Consider the following 671-nt stretch of genomic DNA (forward strand, 5'->3'; position numbering starts at 1 on the left):
GTCGCTGGGGTCTGATGGCAAAACCTGCCGACTCAATTTCTCTGCGCTGGTTTTCAGTGTTCTGTTCCAGAGTCGAAACCCGGCAGTAAGCAAAAACACGTGACATAGGGATATTTTCTGTACGAAAAGGATGTACGAATTATAACGTATGTCCGATAGTGAATTCACTCACTTTCGGACAGTATGGCTGACTAGTGTACGAAACCGACCGGTTTCGGTCAGTACAAATCAATAACTAAAATGAACTATATGCAGAGGAAGCATTTATGCCACGGAGACAAATACTCAGCAGTGAAGAAAAAGAACGCTTGCTGATTGTGCCGGATGATGACGTTCTTCTGACGCGCATGTGCTTTTTGAGTGAACCTGACCTCGCGCTTATTAATAAACACCGCAGGCCAGCTAACCGCATGGGATTTGCTGTTTTACTTTGCTACTTGAGAGGGCCGGGGTTTCCTCCCGACAAAAATATCTCCCCTCACGACGGGGTTGTTTCCCGGCTAGCGGCTCATTTGAAACTTCTGCCTGATTTGTGGGCCGAGTATGCATCAAGAGAGGTCACTCGCTGGGAACATCTGGCCGAACTTTATCGCTACCTGGAATTATCTCCCTTCAACCGGGCGCTACAAAAAAACTGTATTCGCCACCTTTATCCCCACGCAATGCGGACT

1 protein-coding gene and 1 pseudogene are annotated in these 671 nt (G+C 47.7%); one reads left to right on the top strand and one right to left on the bottom strand.

The features are described from left to right. Positions 1–106, bottom strand: a pseudogene (locus AC1DUO_RS25885) (recombinase family protein); the annotation flags it as partial. Between the two features lie 160 nt (positions 107–266). Between AC1DUO_RS25885 and AC1DUO_RS25890 the strand changes: the two are divergent. Beyond that, positions 267–671 (top strand): DUF4158 domain-containing protein (locus AC1DUO_RS25890; RefSeq protein WP_477989590.1); only part of this gene is annotated, 405 nt, incomplete at its 3' end.

The organism is Rahnella sp. P4_A8 (assembly GCF_056402435.1).